This window comes from Croceitalea sp. MTPC5 (assembly GCF_036985505.1).
Taxonomy (GTDB): domain Bacteria; phylum Bacteroidota; class Bacteroidia; order Flavobacteriales; family Flavobacteriaceae; genus Croceitalea.
The window spans coordinates 87,280-104,984 of the sequence record NZ_BTGQ01000003.1; the positions used below are offsets into that span (position 1 = coordinate 87,280).

The window sequence follows — 17,705 nt, forward strand, 5'->3', positions numbered from 1 at the left end:
TTACGAAATTTAATTCCCCAATTGATTGGAGACCCAATCAAAACTATCTTCTATATGACGAAACACTTGTTGTTCCGGTACTAAATCAGGGATAATATCAATAGCCTTCAATAGGTCACTGGGTTGTTCTTTTAGCCCGGTAATGATGACTTTAATACCCTTGAGGGTCAAGTCTAAAATAGCGGTCTCCAAGGCGTAAATACCTGACTGATCCACATAGGGAACGCGATCCATTCTAATGATCAATATTTTAATATCATGATCAATATTTTTAACCTGTTCTTGAAAATGCGAGGTGAAACCGAAGAACAGGGGACCATATAAGTGTTTGATGTAAATCTTATCTTTGAATTTTTCATAGAATTCGGTCTCATCTTCCCATGGCTTTTCACCGTCAAAACCTGCCAAAGTACCTACCTGCATGCCTTCTTCACCAATATCACTGGCACGTTTCATAAAGAGCAGGGCGGCCAAGGTGACCCCAATGCCTACGGCTTGAATTAGGCTTCCGAAAGTAGTCCAAAGTAACACGATGATCAATACGGCCGCATCGGCCCGTGGTACGATCTTGAGATGTCGAAGACCTTTTATATCAATGATCTTGAATCCGATAGGAATTAAGATCCCTGCTAAAACAGCTAAGGGAATATAAGCAGCCAAAGAACTCAACCCTAACAAAACCGTCAAAAGAAAAGCACCGTGTAATGCTCCTGATAATCGTGTGCGTCCCCCAGAATTAATGTTTACCACCGTACCTTTTGTTGCACCTGCACCCGGTATGCCCCCAATTAGGGCAGCTACCATATTACCAATACCTTGCCCAATCAGCTCGCGGTTGCTATTGTGTTTCGTTTTGGTCATGTTATCGGCAATGACCGATGTGAGTAGCGAATCAATAGAACCCAAAACTGCCAGTACCATACCATATTCCAAAACCAAACCATATGCACTACTATCAACTGTGAAAAGACCATCGAGCTGTAGCGTGGGTAAGCCAGAGGGGATGGTACCAATAATCGGCACATCCCACTTGATAAAATAAGCGAATATGGATACCACGATGAGGGCAACTAACGCACTGGGAATTGCTTTGGTAATTTTTGGAAAAACGTAGTAAATGACCACCGTCATAGCCCCCAATGCCAATGCCTGCCAGTTAAAATCAGTGAATAACCTGGGTAGATCGGCCATGACCTTCAAGGTGGATTTTGCGGCATCCAAACCAACGAAAGGTGCAATTTGCAGAATGATGATGATTAAACCAACACCACTCATAAACCCTGAGATTACGGGATATGGAAAGTATTTGATATATCCTGCGATATTTATTAGACCAAAGACTATCTGCAGTGCACCCCCAACCAAAAAGCTCAGCAAAATAATGCCCATGGCATCTTGAAGGCTACCTGCCATTTCAATCGCATTGGCCACAAGTGCCGCCGATACCACGGTCATTGGTCCGGTTGGGCCGCTGGCTTGTGTGGTGGTACCCCCAAAAAGGGCAGCCAATATACCAACAGCAATGGCACCATAAAGCCCGGCAATGGCGCCTAGACCAGATTGCACACCAAACGCAAGTGCCAACGGTAGTGCTACAACACCGGCTACAAGTCCGCCGGTAATATCCCCTTTTAAATATTTGGTATCGTAGAATGGTTTTGCCATAAAAATCAAATTAGAACGATTACTTTACTTGGTTAAAAATAAGCACAATGCTGCTTTAAACAAGCATCTTAAAACCGAAGAAGAATGTTTTCCCGTATTTTTTTAACGCAATTGGGAAATTGAAATGATTCGTGTTTCTAAAGAGAACTTTTAAATTGCCCCAAGAATCGTATGTCATTTTCACTCAATAAACGAATATCCGATATTTGATGTAGCAATAAGGCGATGCGGTCAATACCCATTCCAAATGCGAAACCAGAGTAGGTTTCTGGATCAATACCACAGTTTTGTAGTACGTTGGGATCCACCATTCCGCAGCCCATAATCTCTAGCCAACCCGTGCCTTTGGTCATGCGATAATCCGTCTCGGTTTCTAAGCCCCAATAAACATCAACCTCTGCGCTTGGTTCCGTAAATGGGAAATATGATGGTCGAAGTCTAATCTTTGATTTACCGAAGAGTTCCGTCGTAAAGAATTGTAGGGTCTGTTTTAAATCTGCAAATGAGACATCCTTATCAACGTAAAGGCCTTCCACTTGGTGAAAGAAACAATGCGAACGTGCAGAAATCGCCTCATTACGATATACCCGCCCAGGAGAAATAGTTCTGATGGGGGGCTTGTTATTTTCCAAGTAGCGGACCTGTACCGATGACGTATGGGTACGTAATAAAATATCGGGATCCGTTTGAATAAAGAAGGTGTCTTGCATATCACGTGCCGGGTGATATTCGGGTAAGTTCAAAGCCGTAAAATTATGCCAGTCATCTTCGATTTCAGGTCCCTCTGAAACATTGAACCCTATGCGTGAAAAAATATCGATGATTTGGTTTTTGACTATGGATATGGGATGTCTTGCACCAATCTCGATAGGCTGCCCTGGCCTTGTAAGATCACCATATTGCCCAGAAACCTCTGTTTGTTCGTCAATAACCGCTTTAAGGGAGTTTACTTTTTCAGTGGCGGTAGTCTTCAATTGATTGATAACTTGGCCGAATTCCTTTTTTTGTTCGTTGGGAATGTTCTTAAATTCAGCAAAAAAGTCATTCAATAAGCCTTTTTTCCCCAAATATTTTATTCGAAAACGCTCAATTTCATCTTTAGAGGTAGAAGTGAATTTTTTAACTTCGGCTAAATGTTCTTTAATGGTCTCAATCATGGTTGATGGCGCTATTAACCCACAAATTTAGTGCTTTTTTGAATCGCTACCTATTTTTGAATTTAAGGGCTTCTTTCATAAAAATGATATAAAAAAGGTCAATACCATCGCAGCATTGACCTCTAATTGTGTTGTTGTAATCGATTTTACATAAAATGGACCTTTCCATCTGCAATGTCATACATAGCGCCAACGATTGCGATTTCCCCATTCCCTTCCATATCATTTAGTACCGGACTAAGGCTTCTTATGTCATCAATAGTCAATTGCACATTTTTTTCTGCGACATTATTCACAAAATCAATGTTCTTAGAGTTTCGGTTCGTAGCGTCCGAAGGTTCTGGAACGGCCCTTACCGCTGCCTTTATTTTATGTAGTAATATGGTTAGATTGCCTAGTTTTGCATCGTCGCAAGCACCTTTTACGGCACCACAACTCGTATGGCCCAATACTACGATTACCTTGGTTCCTGCAAGTTTGCAAGCAAATTCCATGCTGCCCAGGATATCTTCATTCACGATATTGCCAGCTACCCTTGCGCTGAAAATATCACCCACGCCTTGATCAAAGACGAGTTCTGCCGAAACCCGAGAATCTATGCAGCTCAAAATAGTTGCAAATGGATATTGACCGTTGGTGGTCTGTTTTACCTGGGCCAACAAATTACGATCTGCCTTTTTATTTTGAACAAAACGCTGATTACCCTCTTTTAAAAGCGCAATAGCACCTTCAGGATTCAATGCTGCCTGTGTTTCTTTTGTTTGAGCTTTCATGTTTTTATTTTTATGTTGTTTTTCGTCTTAGTTTAAAGAACTGAATATAACTTTCAGGGTTCTCTACTTCACCCCTTTCTGAGATTAATTTAATATCAATATTCCTGTTTTTGGCCTTTTCTGAAAAATCTTCCAGAATTTCAATGATGTCATTATCTAGGTACCTTGTCTTTCTAACATCCAATTCTAGATATGAATCTTCAGGAAGACTATCCAACTCCTTTAAGATGGCCCCTTTGTTAAAAAAGGTAACCTCTTCGGCCAGGGTCATTTTAATCTTATGTTTGCCATTACTTCTATCTTCAATATGTAAAAAGTGGGAGTTCTGGTAACTTTTAATAAGTATGACGACGATACCGACTGCCAAGCCAAGACCTATGCCGATCAATAGGTCGGTAAATACAATTCCTACGACCGTTACCGTAAAGGGGATAAATTGTTTCCACCCCATGGCGTACATTTTCTTGAAAAGGGCAGGTTTCGCAAGCTTATAACCAACGATAAATAAAATCGCGGCCAAAACAGACAAGGGAATCATGTTCAATAACCTTGGAATAAGGATTACCGAGATCAACAGAAAAAACCCATGGATAATTGCTGACGCTTTCGATTTACCACCTGATTGGATGTTCGCTGAACTACGAACGATTACCTGTGTAATAGGTAAACCACCAATCATGCCTGAAATTACATTTCCCGTACCCTGTGCCAACAATTCCCTATTGGTTGGGGTGACCCTTTTGTCTGGATCTAATTTGTCGGTAGCCTCGACACAGAGTAATGTCTCTAAACTTGCCACTAGGGCTATCGTGAAGGCGGTAATCCATATTTCAGGATTCCCTATCACCGAAAAATTTGGAAAACTGAACTGCGCAATAAAAGATTCGGCGTCCTCAGGTATCGGAACACTTACCAAATGATTCGCTGAAATTGAGAATGTATCGCTATTTTTTGTTAAGATGAAGAAGATAATACCGACGACAACGGCTACCAAGGGTCCTTGGATCAACTGGAATATCTTTCCTTTTTTAGATAATACCCTGTCCCAAAGCAATAAAATAGTGAGACCAATCAAAGCTACTAAAGTCGCCCCAGGGCTTATGTTGTTTATAGTTTCAAAAATTTCTGAAAAAGTGTTTTTACCATCAACCTGAAAAAAAGCAAAATCCCCTTCTGGGTCTGGATCATAGCCAAAAAAGTGGGGAATTTGTTTTAGGATGATTATGATGCCGATACCTGTCAGCATACCCTTTATTACTGAAGACGGAAAATAATAACCGATAATCCCAGCTTTTAAAATACCAAAAACTACTTGGATAATTCCACCCAAAACGACGGCTACCAGAAAGTTCTCATACCCTCCCAAAGCACCAATAGCTGTTAATACGATTGCAGCTAAACCCGCTGCGGGGCCACTAACCCCTATTTGTGAGCCACTTAATGAACCCACAACGATACCCCCAACGATACCTGCTATCAACCCTGAAAAAAGAGGGGCACCACTGGCTAGGGCAATACCCAAACACAAGGGGAGTGCCACAAAAAACACAACGATACTTGCAGGCAAGTCATTTTTTATATACTTGAACATGTGAAATTGTTTTTAGTCTTCTCAGCTTTTTGAGCTTGAAGATAATTTTAAAGATACTAATTTACTTATTGGTTGGTGTAGGTCATCTTTTTGGTGGAGGTAAGACAATTTCAGTCGAAACGTCTGAGTAGGGCAATGGCGTAATTTGGTTTCTAATGACCTCTTGGATCAAAGAGATTGCTTTGTTTTCAATGGAATTGGAAAAAAATAGTTCATTTTCATCAAACTTATTCTCAGTTTCGTTCTTACTGTTTTCTTCTTCATTTGAATCAAGCACAAGGGCACTTTCATAATCAGGCATACAAATTGCCTCAAGGGAAGGTGCTAGAATAGAGATTACAAGCATGATGGCAAGTAATGAAAATGTACAAGACTTTAACATTGAAGAAAAACTGAACCGTAAAGGTAATAGTAAACCTATTAAACCCTGTTAAATCTGCTTTAAAATTTTTTTAACAGTTTCAAATTCTCAGAGGGCATCCATCCTGTTTGGCCATCGGCGATTTTGATTTTTTGCCAATCATCCAAAGTTTCTAAAACATTGACTTTGGTACCTTCATGAAGTGTAAAGATCCGTTCACTACGTTTATTGGGTTCTGAGGTCACCGCTATTTCCCTAGAAAAGACTATTGCCGGATTATCTTGTTGAAACCTTTCGAATTGTAAGTAAGCGAAAGCAATCGAAGCGATGCAAATTACAATGGCAATGATGCTAAGGATAAACGAAATTCTTTTCTGGGTTGCCCCCAACAGGCTATAATAGGCGATGTAGGCGATTACAAATGCCATGGTCATGGCAATGGCCAAATAGGCCCATTGTTCAAAAGTCAAAAGGGCAATAGTGGTGTCATAAAATTTGGCAAAAGCCGTTTGGGGCATTTCTTCAATAGCATCGAGCCTCATATTTTGGGCGTACCCCAAATTGTTCTTTATCTCGTCATCATTGGGGCTTAACAATAGGGCCTTTTCGTAGTAATAGATACTTGGCCCAATTTCATTCTTTTTGTAAAAGGCGTTGCCAAGATTAAAATAGAGTGCTGCGGAGTGCTGGTTATTTTCAAGAATTTTTTCGTAAAGTTCGATTGCCTTTTGAAATTCCCCATTATTATACGCTTCGGTGGCCTTTTCGAACAAAGTGTTGTTTTGGCCGAAAACACCAACGTAGAGAAACATCAATAACGCCGTAAGAAGCAATCTTTTCATTTGTACATATTATTTATGGGCACTACCAGGGATTTACGGATGTTGTTTTTCTGGCTCATCAATTTTTTATAATTGCTTATCTATCAAAGAAATTACCTGACTTGCCCTTTCATAATCTTGCTGCATCTGAACATCGGTAAATGGACTGTAACGAGCCATTTCACAGTTCTTCAATAAACTGATAAACTGGGCTATCGTTTCTTCTGAAATAGTTCTTTCTTGTAATAGTGTCGTAATCTTTTCTTTGCTGAACTCTGAGGTTTTTATTTTGAGCTTGGCCTTTAGGTAATTGTGCAATCCTTTTTCCAAGGCTACATAAAAATTCGCCTCATTATTTAGCTCTTTTTTAGCCGTTGACAAGTATTTTTTAGCCAATCTATTCGCTTTTTTAAGCCTGTTGCCCTCAACATCATCAGCATTTATCCTTCGTTGCTTTCGGTACAATACAAACAAGGGAATAAGTAGTAAAGGGCCTAAAAGCAATGCAAAGAAACGAGTCGAACCAAAAAAGTAATTCGCACCTATTTTGGTCAAGTTGGGGGTTACTTTAATAAAATGGAATTGCTTACCGGTCTGAACGGCAATTTTTTGATTTCCAGAAATACCGTTGTCCGAAGTACTAGAAGCATCCGTGGGGCCCTCTAATACATTGACCGTGATCTCGTCGGATTCAAGGGTATTGTACGTACCTGTTTTCGGGTTAAAATAACTGAATGATATACTGGGTATCGGATATTTGCCCCTATAAGCTGGCACAATCGTATAATTGTTCGTGATTTTGCCTTGCATTCCAGAAATAGTCGTTCGAACACTTTCATCAAATTCAGGTTCATAAACTTCTAAGGCACTTGGCAGTTCAGGTTTGGGCAGTTGAAACAATTTAAGGTTACCTTTTCCTGAAACCTCGACAATGGCCTGTAATGATTCTGAGGCATTCAATGAATTTTTACTCGTTGTGACCGAGAAATCAAATTCACCTACCGCACCGCCAAAATCGACGGGTCTTCCTTTTTCTGGCAGTGGTTTTACATTCAAGGTCCTACTACCGGCTGAAACGGTCTTACTTGCCTGGGTATAGATTTTTCCACCAAAAAAATCGCGTCTATTCGTAGGGACATCCACATATACTTCAAGCGATAACGGTTCAATATTCAGCTTTCCTGATTTTTGGGGATATAACACAACCCTTTTTAAGATGACACTGCGATAGGGTTTCCCTTGATATGTTGAATTTGTGGTATTGTATTTTGTGACGGGAATATCTTGACTCCAGAAGTTATTATACTTTGGGCTGTCTACGGGCCTAAAGTTGGTTACGGAGATGGACGGACTTATATATAGTTTGTAAACCACCGTAACCGCCTCATTCAAATAAGGATTTCCTTTAGAGACTTCTGCCACCAAATGCAAATTTTCATCGGCGATATCATCGGCGGACTTTGGGGCATTCGGATTGGCCACTGCCGCCGTAACCGTGATGTCTTTTGGTAAGGTTTTATAGGTTTCACCATTGATTTCAATGGTCGCTTGACCAATTTTGAAATTACCCTTGGTCTGTGGCTTTAAAATGTATGAATACGATTTTGAAAAACTGCGTTTGCCATTGATCCATGAAGAACTAATAGACTGCGATGGCCCCATGACAACCTTAAAACCGCTGAAATCAGGCGGGCTAAAATTATCACCATCTTTATTCATGGTAAATTCGACACGTAGACGTTCATTAACGCCGAGTTTTTGCTTGCTAAGCTTTACCTCAAAGTTTACTTCAGTGTTTTCTTGTGCAAAAAGCGGGGTCGCCCAAATTAAAATTGGGAGGAACCACCATAGTTTTTTGTACAATTTCCCTTGCATTACCAGTCCTTTTCGTTTTTAATTTTGGCACCTTTGACTTTTTTGGCCTCCATTTTTTCTTGAACCTTACGTTCTTCATTCTGCATGGCCTCTAATAGGTTCTGAATTTGCTGCTTAGATAGCTGATTTGGCCGGGGCTTTTGCTTTTCCTCTTTTTTATCTCCTTCGTTGGGCTTTTGCTTCTCTTCTTTCTTTTCTTCACCATCACCCTCTTTATTCTCTTCAGGCTTCTCTTTGCCCTTATCGCCCTCGTCACCTTCATCTTTATTTTGGTCATCTTTTTGATCACCTTCATTGTCTTTTTCGTTGTCGCCGTCTTGGTTTTGGTCTTGATTTTTTTCCTTGTCGTCTTTGTTGTCCTCGTTCTTTTGATCGTCTTGATTCTGATCGTTCTTCTGCTCGTCTTGTTGTTTTTTGAGTAATTCTTTGGCCAATGCTAGATTATATCTGGTCTCATCGTCATTAGGGTTGTTGCGCAGCGATTGTTTGTAAGCCTCAACCGCTTTTTCATATTCTTTATTCTTCATAAAAACATTGCCCATGTTATGATAGGCTTTATGCTTTACCGGTTTTTCTTCAGCTTTTTCACCTGCTTGTTTAAAGCGGCCAAAAGCCTCCGTATAGCTTTCCCGGTTGTAATAGGCACGCCCTAGGTTGTAAGGTGCCACTGCATTTTCACTGCTCTTTGAGATTGCCTTTCTGTATTTGCCCTCTGCATTGATGAAATCATTTTGTACCAAGGTCTCATTAGCCTCGTAGGTTAGGTTCTTAGATTCGCTAAGTGCCTTTTCCGCCAACTTTTGGGCCTCTTTATCTTCTTGGGCATTTACGGCCATTGCAAAAGCCGCAATAACGATTACGGTGAATATCTTATGCATCATCATGTTCATTAAACAAATTCAACTTTTTTAACCATCGTGTTTTACGATCCAAAAGGAAAATATCTAAAAATAGAAATAAAAGGCCCAAACCTAAAAACCACTGAAACTGGTCTTTGTACTCTGCAAATTGTTTGGCCTCAAATTCTTTTTTATCCATTTTATTGAGTTCTTCCTTAATAAACTCAACGGCCTCTTCGGTATTTGAACCGTTGATGTACATACCATCCCCTTCATCGGCGATTGCAGCAAGAACGGCCTCATTGAGTTTTGTGATGACCACCTCTCCTTGACTGTTCTTTTTTAAACTTTCAACAACACCTCTGCGTTTGATAGGTATTGGGGCACCTTTGGCCTTACCTACCCCTATGGTATAGGTTTTTATACCATTTTCGACGGCATTTTCAACAGCTTGGGTGGTCGTGCCTTCAGAGTGATCCTCACCGTCTGAAATGATAAAGAGCACCCTATTGGTCTGCTCCTCATCATTATAAAATGTTGTGGCCAGTTCTATTGCCGAGTTAATGGCCGTACCTTGTGACGAGAGCATATCGGTATTCATGCTTTGTAAAAACATTTTTGCCGCTCCGTAATCGGTTGTGATCGGTAGTTGCGGATAGGCTTGCCCGGCATATGCAATGATTCCGATTCTATCACTTGCGAGTTGATTGATGATTTCAGAAACCAGTCGCTTTGCCTTTTCCAATCGATTGGGGGCGATATCTTCGGCAAGCATACTCTTTGAAACATCTACCGCAAAAACAATATCAACACCTTCACGCTTAACGGTTTCCAGTTTGGTGCCGATTTTAGGATTTACCAGTGCAAGAACCAAAAAACTTATTCCTAATATGAGAAATAGAAGCTTTAATGTAGATTTGAATTGAGAACGTTCAGGGGCAAGACGTTTCAATAGTCTTGCGTCTGCAAATTCTTTCTGCTTACGCTTCCTCCAGAATTGTAAAAAAAGAAAAAACACCACTATCACCGGGATGACTCCCAGAAAGTAGAAGTAAAATTTTTCGTCAAATTGAACCATTTATTTAGATAAAACTTTTAAATACCGTTGTTCTTAAGCCCCATTCCAAGAAAAGCAAAAGGCCTGCCAAAAATACCAATGGCCTGAACATCTCTTCATATTTATAATACTTGAATTCTTCAATTTCCGTTTTTTCCAGCTTATTGATCTCGTTGTAGATCTCTTCGAGTTTTTCATTGTCGGTAGCCCTAAAATATTGACCTCCGGTAACTTCAGCTATATTTTTCAATAATTTTTCATCAATCTCGACTTGACGCATGCCATATTGAAATGTGCCATCCCGTTTATATGCAATTGGGGTTAGGGCATTTCCATTTGTACCCAGACCTATAGTGTATGTTTTGATATCGTATTCCACTGCTAGATCAGCAGCCGTCTGGGGCTCTATAAAACCAGAATTATTCACCCCATCAGTCAAAAGTATGATGACCTTGCTTATTGCCTTACTTTCTTTTAGACGGTTGACTGAGGTCGCAAGTCCCATGCCAATCGCAGTACCGTCTTCCAATTGGCCATAGGTGATTTCCCGTAGTGCGCCTAAGACAATCGACTTATCACTCGTAATAGGGGTTTTGGTATAGCTTTCGCCGGCATAGGCCACCAAACCTATTCGATCACTTGGGCGTTGTTTGATAAAATCGGAGGCTACCTCTTTAAGCGCGGATAGTCGATTTGGTTTTAAATCGCGTGCCAACATACTTGACGAAACGTCAATTGCCATGACGATGTCAATTCCTTTCGTAGTCTTTGTTCGAGTTGAGATATCTTCAGTCTGTGGTCTGGCCAAGGCCGTGATGATCGCAGCAAGGGCCAATAAACGTAATACGAATAGTAAGGGTTTTAATTTGGGTAAGATGCTAGTACTTTTAAACCCTTTGATACTTGATATTTTAAGTGAGGCGACTTGTCCTTTTCTGGTAAGTATATACCAAAGTATGGCTGCCGGAAGCAATAGGAGCAACCAAAAGAATTGTGGATTTGCAAATTCTATATTGTCAAACATTAGGCCTGGGTTTTTACATTGACCGAAGCCAGTATGCGTTCAACAATGTTTTCTGCGTAATCGTCCCCGTCTAACCAAGTGATAACAATCTGTTGCATGAATCCTTTGCCACCAAAACTAAGCACGGCATATTTACCTCGAATCAATTCTGACGATTCAGGAATTTTGAATTTACCACTACCGAATGTCTTTAGCCCCTGCACGCCTGCTTTGGTGAAAAATTCTTCTTGTTTGGTAATGATGTTTCGTGCGCCTTGTTGTTCAAAAGACTTGAGTAATTGCTCAATGGGTTTTTCAAAGTCAGGGTCATTGGCCTCTGCAAAAGTAGTTGATGTCGTAAGTACGGTAAAGAGGCCTACGGCACTTCGGTACCCAAATACCTGCACTTCTTTGATACTTTCCCTGACTTCTGGGGGAAGTTCGACTTCTTGCCTCAATAGTACCTTGGGAGTCTCAATCTCAACTGGCGGAAACCCATAAGAACTAGCTACCCATTCTTTCTCCAACAACTCTTTTGTCGGGTGACCCAGTACGGTATCCTTGACGTATTCAAAACCATAATAGCCCACTGCACTTATCGTGGCAATGAGCAACAATCCTGCAAAAGACGCAGCGGCAATCCAAACACGTTTCCGTTGTTTTTTTCTTGCTAGTTCTTCCAAATACGCTTCATCATGAAGTAATTCTTCAACCGTTGGTTCTGGCAGTGCCTCTTTGGTCTTAACGACAATATTTTCCACCAGCTTTCGATCTTCTTCAGCAACGGATGTGGGTGGCTTTGATTTGGCAAATTTTACCAAATCCGCCGTTTTTAGCACTTTTTTAAACTGTGTGAGGGTGTCATCCTCTATTTTTAACTCACCGGCATCTTTTAAAAGCTCTAATTTTTGGATAAGTTCATCGGTCGTACTTTCCAAGGCTGATACATGGGCGTCTTCCTCAAGATAAGATCGTACTATTGAAGTGAGTTCAGAATAGTATTTTTTGTACTCGTCTTGAATGAGGTATCTTGAGTTTTCGAGCTCTTTTAATTGTAGAAGTGCCCTGTCATAAGGTGGCAACAAAGCTACTTTTTCCTCTTCCGTCAAAGGTTTTTTTCTAAGGAAAAACCAATATACCAAAGCACCGATTAAAAGTAATCCCAAGAATATCCATAAGAGTGTTTTCCACAATTTTGCATTATTCCTTTCGACTTCGATCAGTGGTTTTATGTCGTACAGTTTTTGCTTGGTGGTATCCACGACCACATCAGCAACTTTAATGTTGAAGGAATCCGTAAAAAAAGGGGCCTCATTAATGGCGATACGTTGCGGTGGTATGGTATAAGCACCGCTATCAAATTGTGTTAGGGCGTATATGCGCTGTAAGGTAATCCTATCCTTGTTCTTCGAAGTGTCAATTTTTAAGGCCTCTACCATTTCCAAAGGTGAAAAGGTTTGGTCTTCTGGAAAGTAGACAATATTAAGCGAGTCGGTTTCTACCGTTATCTTATAGTTGATCTGTTCCCCGATTCTGATAGTTGAAGTATCGATCTGTGCGGTGACCCTCGAATTTTCTTGTGAGGAGACCCCAACGGAAAAAACTAGGAGGCATAAGCCGATACCAAGCCTTATGGGCTTGGTAAGCTTTTCGATACCATATTTCAAACCGTTACGTTTCATTTTATCCCCTGCGTTTAAAATAGCCCAACAACTTTTTCACATAGCTTTCATCTACCCTACAACTTAATACCCCACTACCTGACTTGGCGAATGCGTCATTGAAATAATCGACCCGTTCCATGTAATACTTCCAATACTCATGGCGTATTTTTTTTGAACCGGTATTTACCAATTGAATGGCACCTGTTTCAGCATCTTGAACTTGTATCATTCCTAAATTCGGAATATACTCCTCCTTTTCATCATACACCCGTACTCCGGTAACATCATGTTTATTACCGGCAATACGTAAGGTGTTGGCATAGTCGTCTGCCAAAAAATCGGATAGCACAAAGACAATCGCCTTTTTTTTCATTACGTTTCTCAAGAATTTTAAAGCCTCGGCGATATCCGTTTGATGGTTGCTCGGCTCGAACTCCAAAAGTTCCCTAATGATACGTAGCACATGGCTTTTACCTTTTTTCGGAGGTATAAAGAGTTCTACTTCATTGGAAAATAGGATAAGGCCTACCTTATCATTGTTTTGCAAGGCCGAAAAGGCCAAAGTAGCCGAGATTTCAGTGATGACCTCTTTCTTGAATTGATTGGTGGTGCCAAAAAGTTCTGAACCACTTACATCTACCATCAACATCATGGTCAACTCGCGTTCTTCTTCGAAAACCTTGACAAAAGGTTCGTTATATCTTGCAGTGACATTCCAATCAATAGCCCGAACATCATCCCCAAATTGATATTGGCGTACCTCGCTAAAAGTCATACCGCGCCCTTTAAAGGTGGAATGGTACTCACCCCCAAAGACATGATCAGACAAACGTCTGGTCTTTATTTCGATTTTCCGTACTTTTTTAAGTAGCTCTTTTGTATCCATTTGGCTCAGTAAACACTAATTCGTATCCAGTAAACAATATGTAGATTTAAAATTGCCCGTTGTCTACTGATAACTGATTTAAGGTACCTCAACCTCGTTTACAATCTTGTTTATGATTTCTTCAGAAGTAATATTTTCGGCCTCGGCCTCATAGGTTATTCCAATTCTATGGCGCAAAACGTCGTGTACTACGGCGCGAACATCCTCAGGAATCACATATCCCCTTCTTTTGATAAAGGCATAACATTTCGAGGCATTGGCAAGGTTGATACTACCTCTCGGAGAGGCACCAAAACTGATAAGGGGTTTTAAATGTTCAAGATTATACTTTTCAGGATAACGGGTTGCAAAAATGATATCAAGAATGTATTTCTCGATCTTCTCATCCATGTAAACCTCACGAACCGTTTGTTGGGCGCTTAATATTTGCTTTAACGAAACCACGGGTTTAATAGGCTCGTTAGCTCCCCTCAAATTTTGTCTGATAATCAATTGTTCCTCATTCAACTTGGGGTAATCGATTACTGTTTTCAACATAAAACGATCGACCTGGGCTTCAGGTAATGGATACGTACCTTCTTGCTCTACAGGGTTTTGGGTGGCCATTACCAAGAACGGGGGACTAAGTTTAAAAGTTTCGTCACCGATAGTCACCTGTTTTTCCTGCATCGCCTCTAAAAGGGCCGATTGTACTTTGGCAGGTGCCCTGTTTATTTCGTCGGCCAACACAAAGTTGGCAAAAATCGGTCCTTTCTTTATAGAAAAATCATTTTCCTTTATGTTGTAGATCATGGTTCCTACTACATCGGCAGGTAACAAATCAGGAGTGAACTGAATTCTACTGAAACTTCCCTTCACAGCTTTGGCCAACGTGTTTATGGCCAAGGTCTTCGCCAAACCGGGCACGCCTTCCAATAGAATATGGCCTTGCCCGAGCAAACCAATGAGCAGACGCTCTACCATATGGTTCTGACCTACAATGGCCTTGTTCATTTCCGTGGTAAGTAAGTCAATAAAAGCGCTTTCTTGTGCTATTTTCTCATTTACCGCGCTAATGTCTATTGTAGTATTTTCTTCCATAGGAAAATCGTATCGTAACTTGTTTATTTACTTAAGTTTTTAAAGAAGTGCAAAATGAAAATTAATTTAAAATCGGGCTGTTAATTATTGGTTAAAAAAACCGCGCAAGCCTTAGATTTATGAAGAGTTTAAGGTATTAATTTTATATTTTCACGACATATGCAAGATACTACTTCGTACTCAAGGATTATAGCCGGTACCATGACCTGGGGAAGCTGGGGAAAACAACTTTCAACCCAGCAGATGATAGCGTTGATAAACCATTGTATGGAAGTGGGGATTACCTCATTTGACCATGCCGATATTTATGGGGATTATGAAAATGAGACGGTATTCGGAAAAGCGTTTGCCGAAAGTGGTATCGAAAGGTCCTCCGTTCAGTTCATTTCAAAATGCGGTATCCAGATGACCAATGGGCGTCAGAACAAAGTCGCTCATTACCAATATGACAGTGCGTATATCATTTGGTCGGTAGAACAATCATTGAAAAAGTTACGAACCGATTATCTCGACTTGTTGTTGTTACACCGCCCTAGCCCCCTAATGGAACCCAATGAAATTGCAGGTGCCATTCAAAAACTCATGGCGCAGGGCAAGATAAAAAGGTTTGGCGTATCCAATTTTACGCCATTACAAATTGCTATGTTGGAAACTAGGCAACCAATTACTGCAAATCAGGTAGAATTTTCCTTGACACACGATGAGCCGATGTACGATGGTACTTTCGATGATAGTATTGCCGCAAATAGAATGGCCATGTCATGGAGCCCCCTTGGTAATTATTTCAGGGATAAGAACCTTCAAAATGAACGTATTCGAAAGGTGTTGAATGTATTGAAAACCAAATACGATGCCGATGAAAGTCAGTTGTTGTTGGCTTTTATCCTAAAACACCCAGCAGGGGTACACCCCGTTGTAGGTACTGCAAATAAAGAACGTTTAAAACTGTCCATTGAGGCAGTTGCCATTAAACTTGAGCTTCAAGATTGGTTTTTACTGCTAGAGGCCAGTAAAGGAGAACCCGTACCTTAATTCAAAAAACTATGGCAAAAACCGTGCTTATAACCGGGGCGACCAGCGGAATAGGGAAAGCGACCGCTGAGCTTTTGGCTCAAAAAGGGTTTAGACTTATCCTTTGTGGCCGTAGAGAGGGAAGATTAAAGACCTTACAAAAAGAATTGAGTTTAAAAACCGAGGTTACCACATTAAACTTTGATGTCAGCAACAAAGACGACGTTCATGATGCCTTGGCCTCGTTGCCTACAGCTTTTGAAACGATTGACATACTCATCAATAATGCAGGTAATGCCCATGGATTAGATCCTATTGACCAAGGTAGTTTAGACGATTGGGATGCCATGCTCGATATCAACGTGAAGGGATTGCTTTACGTATCAAAGGCGGTTATGCCCCAAATGGTGGCACGCAGAAGTGGTCATATCATTAATATCGGTTCAACGGCCGGCAAAGAGGTGTACCCTAATGGAAATGTCTATTGTGCCAGTAAATACGCCGTTGACGCCATCAATCAGGGCATGCGCATTGATTTGAATGCTTACGGAATACGTGTTGGGGCCATCAACCCTGGTCTCGTCGAAACGGAATTCAGCGAAGTCCGTTTTAAGGGCGATACCAAACGTGCCGAAAAAGTATATCAAGGATACCAACCACTACGGCCTGAAGATATTGCTGACATCATTCATTTTGTGGTTACGAGACCGTACCATGTGAACATAGCTGATTTGGTGGTGATGTCAACGGCCCAAGCGAGTTCTACCATAGTGAACAAAAAGCTATGATCAATAAGCGCCTTTTGGTGAAAAACCTTCTTGCCCATAATGATGAGAATAGTTTTTATGATAAAAAGCGTTTCATATCCATTGGTGAAAAAGAGGGGAAGGCAAAATTTCTTAAACACGTCTGTGCATTGGCCAATAGCAATCCAAAAAACAATTCCTTTATCGTTGTTGGCGTTGAAGACGAAGACAATAAAATCGTCGGGGTAGACTTTTTTGATGATAGTAAGATTCAGAACCTGGTGAATGCTTATTTAGACAATCCGCCATTAATAGCTTACGAAAACATCCCGTTTCCGCATTTGCCCGAAGGTAAGGTGGTAGGCTTGGTCACCATAAAATCAAATGGGAAAGTCTGTGCCTTGCGCAAAAATATCTGGAAGTATTACGGAGGCGCGGTTTTTTTTCGAGAGGGTAGTATTAGCTTACCCAAGGCATTTGATATTGAATTGAAGGATATCAATTCAGGGAAAGTAGCCACGATAGAGCAACATGCCCGTAATAATATCGAACTAACCTTGGATGGCGTTATTGATTTTATGAACAATCGCCACCCTGACTTGACCAGTAGCTATAAGGTCTTTAAAGAACAATTTGTCGTATGTTGGGCAGGACAAGAAAAAAAAGTAAAAGACCAAGTCTATTATTCGCGAGTCGATATCGAATTGATCAATGAACAAGTAAAGCTTTTCTATTCCGCTTTAGACGAGGTGACCATTACCTATGATGAAAACTCGTTTACCACTCTAGAATATATACAGTTGGGCCTAGGTAGTCAACAGAAATACTATCCTTTGGAAGAAATGACCATTACTTTTGCCGAGAATGGTAATTACAACATCAACAGTGAGTTATTGTTTCAGCCACCGCAATATGACAAAAAAACATTACATCATATTTTCAATGCCAATTCAGCACTATTGCAAAAGTTGCAAAAAGGGCAAACCTTGACTTCTCATGAAAATGAAGATTTACTGCACTTACCCGATACCTATTTGATCTGCTATTTGAATGGTTTTGAAGAGGCTAAAGAACGTATGGAGGAAGCAAGGCCGCTTTTAAAAAGAAAGAGCGGAAAAGCCTATCAAATATTGAAAGAGTCGCTCAGGGTAATTCGAAAAGTACGCTATAACTGAT

At 40.6% G+C, this 17,705-nt stretch carries 16 protein-coding genes; 3 read left to right on the forward strand and 13 right to left on the reverse strand.

Going from position 1 to position 17,705, the window contains the following annotated elements:
• Positions 1–9: 9 nt before the first annotated feature.
• From AACM45_RS10350 to AACM45_RS10410, 13 genes are all read right to left on the reverse strand, one after another.
• Positions 10–1,665 carry a SulP family inorganic anion transporter gene (locus AACM45_RS10350; protein ID WP_339142504.1) on the reverse strand — a complete coding sequence of 552 codons (1,656 nt, stop codon included), beginning with the start codon at positions 1,663–1,665 and terminating at the stop codon, positions 10–12.
• Positions 1,666–1,802: 137 nt separating this feature from the next.
• Positions 1,803–2,822: a phenylalanine--tRNA ligase subunit alpha gene (gene pheS / locus AACM45_RS10355; RefSeq protein ID WP_339142505.1), complete on the reverse strand. Its 1,020-nt coding sequence runs from the start codon at positions 2,820–2,822 to the stop codon at positions 1,803–1,805.
• A 146-nt stretch (positions 2,823–2,968) separates the two neighbouring features.
• Positions 2,969–3,595: a carbonic anhydrase family protein gene (locus tag AACM45_RS10360; RefSeq protein ID WP_339142506.1), complete on the reverse strand. Its 627-nt coding sequence runs from the start codon at positions 3,593–3,595 to the stop codon at positions 2,969–2,971.
• Positions 3,596–3,605: 10 nt separating this feature from the next.
• The gene (locus AACM45_RS10365; RefSeq protein ID WP_339142507.1) at positions 3,606–5,186 is read right to left on the reverse strand and encodes a SulP family inorganic anion transporter; all 1,581 of its coding nucleotides are present in this window, start codon (positions 5,184–5,186) and stop codon (positions 3,606–3,608) included.
• A gap of 82 nt (positions 5,187–5,268) precedes the next feature.
• Positions 5,269–5,532 carry a hypothetical protein gene (locus AACM45_RS10370; protein ID WP_339142508.1) on the reverse strand — a complete coding sequence of 88 codons (264 nt, stop codon included), beginning with the start codon at positions 5,530–5,532 and terminating at the stop codon, positions 5,269–5,271.
• A 95-nt stretch (positions 5,533–5,627) separates the two neighbouring features.
• Positions 5,628–6,389, reverse strand: coding sequence for an SH3 domain-containing protein (locus tag AACM45_RS10375; RefSeq protein ID WP_339142509.1), 762 nt, complete (start codon positions 6,387–6,389; stop codon positions 5,628–5,630).
• 66 nt (positions 6,390–6,455) lie between these two features.
• Positions 6,456–8,243 carry a BatD family protein gene (locus AACM45_RS10380; RefSeq protein WP_339142510.1) on the reverse strand — a complete coding sequence of 596 codons (1,788 nt, stop codon included), beginning with the start codon at positions 8,241–8,243 and terminating at the stop codon, positions 6,456–6,458.
• Positions 8,243–9,124, reverse strand: coding sequence for a tetratricopeptide repeat protein (locus tag AACM45_RS10385; protein ID WP_445227725.1), 882 nt, complete (start codon positions 9,122–9,124; stop codon positions 8,243–8,245). Before AACM45_RS10385 ends, AACM45_RS10380 begins: the two co-directional genes overlap by 1 nt.
• A complete protein-coding gene (locus tag AACM45_RS10390) occupies positions 9,114–10,160 on the reverse strand; it encodes a vWA domain-containing protein (protein WP_339142513.1) in 1,047 nt (348 codons plus the stop codon). The genes AACM45_RS10385 and AACM45_RS10390 overlap by 11 nt, the downstream gene beginning before the upstream one ends.
• Positions 10,161–10,164: 4 nt before the next feature.
• The gene (locus tag AACM45_RS10395; protein WP_339142514.1) at positions 10,165–11,163 is read right to left on the reverse strand and encodes a vWA domain-containing protein; all 999 of its coding nucleotides are present in this window, start codon (positions 11,161–11,163) and stop codon (positions 10,165–10,167) included.
• Entirely contained in the window at positions 11,163–12,824 is a 1,662-nt protein-coding gene (locus tag AACM45_RS10400; RefSeq protein ID WP_339142515.1) for a hypothetical protein, read from the reverse strand. Before AACM45_RS10400 ends, AACM45_RS10395 begins: the two co-directional genes overlap by 1 nt.
• A gap of 1 nt (position 12,825) precedes the next feature.
• The gene (locus AACM45_RS10405; protein ID WP_339142516.1) at positions 12,826–13,692 is read right to left on the reverse strand and encodes a DUF58 domain-containing protein; all 867 of its coding nucleotides are present in this window, start codon (positions 13,690–13,692) and stop codon (positions 12,826–12,828) included.
• Between the two features lie 78 nt (positions 13,693–13,770).
• Entirely contained in the window at positions 13,771–14,772 is a 1,002-nt protein-coding gene (locus AACM45_RS10410) for an AAA family ATPase (RefSeq protein ID WP_339142517.1), read from the reverse strand.
• 159 nt (positions 14,773–14,931) lie between these two features.
• Between AACM45_RS10410 and AACM45_RS10415 the strand changes: the two genes are divergently transcribed.
• Genes AACM45_RS10415 through AACM45_RS10425 form a run of 3 tightly spaced genes read left to right on the forward strand, consistent with a single transcriptional unit; the run spans position 14,932 to position 17,704 of the window.
• Complete coding sequence (locus tag AACM45_RS10415) at positions 14,932–15,804, forward strand: aldo/keto reductase (RefSeq protein WP_339142518.1); 873 nt, start codon at positions 14,932–14,934, stop codon at positions 15,802–15,804.
• A gap of 11 nt (positions 15,805–15,815) precedes the next feature.
• Positions 15,816–16,571 (forward strand): SDR family NAD(P)-dependent oxidoreductase, encoded by a 756-nt coding sequence (locus tag AACM45_RS10420; RefSeq protein WP_339142520.1) that lies wholly within the window; start codon positions 15,816–15,818, stop codon positions 16,569–16,571.
• A complete protein-coding gene (locus AACM45_RS10425) occupies positions 16,568–17,704 on the forward strand; it encodes an ATP-binding protein (protein ID WP_339142521.1) in 1,137 nt (378 codons plus the stop codon). The genes AACM45_RS10420 and AACM45_RS10425 overlap by 4 nt, the downstream gene beginning before the upstream one ends.
• The last annotated feature ends 1 nt before the right edge of the window (position 17,705 follow it).

What these genes read in the sequence shown, in the direction of transcription:
- pheS (WP_339142505.1), bottom strand. Translation starts at nt 2,822, where the DNA reads ATGATTGAGACCATTAAAGAACATTTAGCCGAAGTTAAAAAATTCACT.
- AACM45_RS10410 (WP_339142517.1), bottom strand. Translation starts at nt 14,772, where the DNA reads ATGGAAGAAAATACTACAATAGACATTAGCGCGGTAAATGAGAAAATA.
- AACM45_RS10405 (WP_339142516.1), bottom strand. Translation starts at nt 13,692, where the DNA reads ATGGATACAAAAGAGCTACTTAAAAAAGTACGGAAAATCGAAATAAAG.
- AACM45_RS10350 (WP_339142504.1), bottom strand. Translation starts at nt 1,665, where the DNA reads ATGGCAAAACCATTCTACGATACCAAATATTTAAAAGGGGATATTACC.
- AACM45_RS10370 (WP_339142508.1), bottom strand. Translation starts at nt 5,532, where the DNA reads ATGCTTGTAATCTCTATTCTAGCACCTTCCCTTGAGGCAATTTGTATG.
- AACM45_RS10390 (WP_339142513.1), bottom strand. Translation starts at nt 10,160, where the DNA reads ATGGTTCAATTTGACGAAAAATTTTACTTCTACTTTCTGGGAGTCATC.
- AACM45_RS10400 (WP_339142515.1), bottom strand. Translation starts at nt 12,824, where the DNA reads ATGAAACGTAACGGTTTGAAATATGGTATCGAAAAGCTTACCAAGCCC.
- AACM45_RS10420 (WP_339142520.1), top strand. Translation starts at nt 15,816, where the DNA reads ATGGCAAAAACCGTGCTTATAACCGGGGCGACCAGCGGAATAGGGAAA.
- AACM45_RS10365 (WP_339142507.1), bottom strand. Translation starts at nt 5,186, where the DNA reads ATGTTCAAGTATATAAAAAATGACTTGCCTGCAAGTATCGTTGTGTTT.
- AACM45_RS10380 (WP_339142510.1), bottom strand. Translation starts at nt 8,243, where the DNA reads ATGCAAGGGAAATTGTACAAAAAACTATGGTGGTTCCTCCCAATTTTA.
- AACM45_RS10425 (WP_339142521.1), top strand. Translation starts at nt 16,568, where the DNA reads ATGATCAATAAGCGCCTTTTGGTGAAAAACCTTCTTGCCCATAATGAT.
- AACM45_RS10360 (WP_339142506.1), bottom strand. Translation starts at nt 3,595, where the DNA reads ATGAAAGCTCAAACAAAAGAAACACAGGCAGCATTGAATCCTGAAGGT.
- AACM45_RS10395 (WP_339142514.1), bottom strand. Translation starts at nt 11,163, where the DNA reads ATGTTTGACAATATAGAATTTGCAAATCCACAATTCTTTTGGTTGCTC.
- AACM45_RS10415 (WP_339142518.1), top strand. Translation starts at nt 14,932, where the DNA reads ATGCAAGATACTACTTCGTACTCAAGGATTATAGCCGGTACCATGACC.
- AACM45_RS10385 (WP_445227725.1), bottom strand. Translation starts at nt 9,124, where the DNA reads ATGATGCATAAGATATTCACCGTAATCGTTATTGCGGCTTTTGCAATG.
- AACM45_RS10375 (WP_339142509.1), bottom strand. Translation starts at nt 6,389, where the DNA reads ATGAAAAGATTGCTTCTTACGGCGTTATTGATGTTTCTCTACGTTGGT.